Source organism: Mycobacterium sp. (assembly GCF_035314665.1).
In the GTDB taxonomy this organism is placed as follows: domain Bacteria; phylum Actinomycetota; class Actinomycetes; order Mycobacteriales; family Mycobacteriaceae; genus Mycobacterium.
Map to the genome: position 1 here is coordinate 1 of NZ_DATFZD010000182.1, position 2,906 is coordinate 2,906.

Sequence of the window (2,906 nt, forward strand, 5' to 3'; positions counted from 1 at the left end):
GACGAGTGTCTGACCGGTGATGCGGGCAGCCAGCTCAGAGGAGAGGAACAACGCGGCGTTGGCGACATCATGGGCGCGGGGCGCGGCCAGCGGATTAATTCCATTGACGGCGTACTCGTGTGGCGGCTGGTCCTCGTTGCCCGAGCCCACATTGCCTGGTGCGACCGCGTTAGCGCGAATGCCGTACCGCCCCAGTTCGTCTGCCAAGGTTTTGACGAGCGAGATGACGCCGGCCTTGGCGGCGCCGTAGGCGGCATGGTAGGTCGCCGCCGCAATGCCGTCGACGGAGGTGAGTGCGACCAACGATCCACCGCTGCCCTGGGCGATCATGTGCCTTGCCACGGTTTGAAATAGGTAGAAGACCTGGGTCAGGTTGTAGTGGATCGCCACGTCCCACAGTTGGGTGGTGAAGTCCTCAACCTTTGACCAGGTCGCACCGCCGATAATGTCGACGCAGACATCAACACCGCCCAGAGCTGCGACGGCTTCGTCGATCGCCCGACTGACCTCCGCGGGGTCGGTCATATCGGCAACAATCGGGATGGCATTACCTCCCCTGCCGACGATTTCGCCGACAATGCGATTCGCGCGCTGCTGGTCGATATCGATACAGGCCACCGTGGCGCCCGCCTCAGCAAGGGCCAGCGACGTGAACCATCCATGGCCCGCGCGCTCCGGGATGTAGCCCGCGCCCGACACAACGGCGCGCTTACCGGATAGTCCAAAATCGATCACGGCCGACCTCCATTGCAACGCGACCAGTCAGCCTCAGATCGGTGATGGCCGACAATCGTATTGGTGGAGTATCGGGACCGTCTCGACCGCTGTCAATCACGACTCACGGCAAACGGGTGGTCACGTCACTCCGGCAGGCGGCAATGCGCAATGCAGTACCTGTTTCGTGTTCAAACGTTCAGCGAAAGGCCATGGCAGCGTAGATTTTTCGCTGAATGGTGTCCGCTTAGCTGGTAGCTGAGAGCGTAACTTCAGCGGATTCGCCGCCGGGTAGTTGACTACCCGATTCGGTGACGTCTTGTGCCGGAGACGAGATGTCGACCGGTCCGGAGGTGGCGTGTTGGGGCGACCCGGTGCGTAGCAAGCGCCGCAGCAGCTCTCGGTCATAGGCGCCGGCCTGGGTGGAATCGATGAAACGCTCCACCACTTCGACGAACCGGTCCGGATCATCGTCGAATGGGAAATGCCCGCTGCCCTCGAAGATCGTCAGCCGCGAGCCCCGCATGGCAGCGTGTGCCAGCCTGGCGTGAGTCACCGGTATCACCGAGTCCTGCTCACCCCAAATGAGTTGTACAGGAACGGGTTCAGCCAGATAAGCGCGATCAAGCATCGTGATCATTTGGCCACGCCAGTCGATCGACGAACGCACTGTGCGGGAGAACGCCGCGCAAGCCGCCGGTTCGGAAATGTCCGCCAGCAACCTCAGCACGTTGGGGAGGTCGCGGCCAAAGCTGGTCGAACCCGCAGTCAGCCGGACTACCCGCCCGGCAAGCCGCAGCGCCGGCTGTACACCCGGCAGGCGCAGTGCCGCAAGCGCTTCACCGACCATCGGCAGCGAGGCCAATCGCAACGCGATGCTTACGTCCGTGGTGACCCCTCCGGTGCCGACGAGCACCAGCCGCTCGACGAATTCCGGAAACTGGTACGTGAATTGCATGGCGACGCCGCCGCCCAGCGAATGCCCAACCACAGTGGCGCGGTCGATGCCCAGCACCGACAGCAGATCACGCAGCCCGTTGGCGTACGCCGCGATCGAGGAGTCGTTCCGCGGCTTGTCCGACTCGCCGTGACCCAGCAAGTCCGGCGCGATCACAGTGAACCGCTGAGCCAGCCTGGCTTGCACCGCGTTCCACACTGATGAGTTGGCACCGAGGCCATGGATCAGCACAATGGCAGGGCCTGACCCGGCGATCCGGAATGCGCACCGGTGGCCATGGATGGTGCGGAACTCCAATGACGGAGTTACGTCGCGCACCGGACGGAGGATGGGTGTACCTGCCGTCATCCTCCCAACCGCGTGGTGTCGGGCGTTTCGACTCGCGCCGACGATGTGTCGTGAGTGGGCCTTTGCAAGGGCGTGCGGCTGCCGCACGTTGCCCTGTCGATCCGAGACTGTCGTCGAACCCAGCTCTTTCGAATCAGAAAATGTCGCTACTGGCTCCGATGTCGGCGTGCGCGGCGATGGCATGGCCTTCCCCTTTCAGCGCAAGATATTTCGGCTGGTCCAAGTCGCTTGACGGAGATCTTCCGAGGCGGTGAGCGCTCGATCAGGGGGGGCCTTCGTCACGGTCTTGGAGCTGACGACAAGGAGGCTAATCCCGGGACCTGAGCAAACCATATGATGAACTTTTAATAACTCTATGAAGCGCGATCGGACCGATGTACAGCTACTACAGTTCGGCGTGGCTTGCACGCGGGTCTATTTTCGCTTTTTAGGGGAGAGGGATTATGGCGGTGAGATTTCCGTAGGTACTGCTTCCAGTATCTCAGTACAGTGTATCTTAGCAGCTAGATAGAATTTACTGACGTACTGATGTACGTATCTGCGTATTTCTGACATTCCTGATTCTGGGTAGCCAGCTAGGCAATTAGACAATGACGTTGGTTCAGCCGATTGAGTCGGCACGCAAATTACAGGTATGTTTTGCTACTTCACTACGTAGAACAGGTATCGCCCTTTGTAGCAATCAATATGGACCTCTCCGCGGAACGACTTGCTCGTCGCGTGCCGATGCCAGCAGTTGCACGACGCGCATCATGGAGGGGTGCGGGTCGGAGTCGGGGTCTCCACCGCGCCCGACGCACGGCAGGCCGCGGTGGAGGCTGCAGCGCACGCGCGCGACGAGCTCGCGGGCGCGGCGCCGTCGCTGGCGGTGCTATTCGCATCGCGA

2 protein-coding genes and 1 pseudogene are annotated in these 2,906 nt (G+C 61.6%); 1 reads left to right on the forward strand and 2 read right to left on the reverse strand.

Translation table 11 applies throughout. The features are described from left to right. Both VKI00_RS14460 and VKI00_RS14465 read right to left on the reverse strand, forming a co-directional pair. The coding region (locus tag VKI00_RS14460) for an SDR family NAD(P)-dependent oxidoreductase (protein ID WP_324438446.1) at positions 1-735 on the reverse strand (735 nt) is incomplete at its 3' end. Positions 736-961: 226 nt separating this feature from the next. Beyond that, on the reverse strand, positions 962-2,020 hold the full coding sequence (locus tag VKI00_RS14465) for an alpha/beta hydrolase (protein WP_324438448.1): 1,059 nt from the start codon (positions 2,018-2,020) through the stop codon (positions 962-964). A gap of 760 nt (positions 2,021-2,780) precedes the next feature. Here VKI00_RS14465 and VKI00_RS14470 point away from each other — a divergent pair. Then, positions 2,781-2,906 (forward strand): annotated as a pseudogene (locus VKI00_RS14470) (hypothetical protein); the annotation flags it as partial.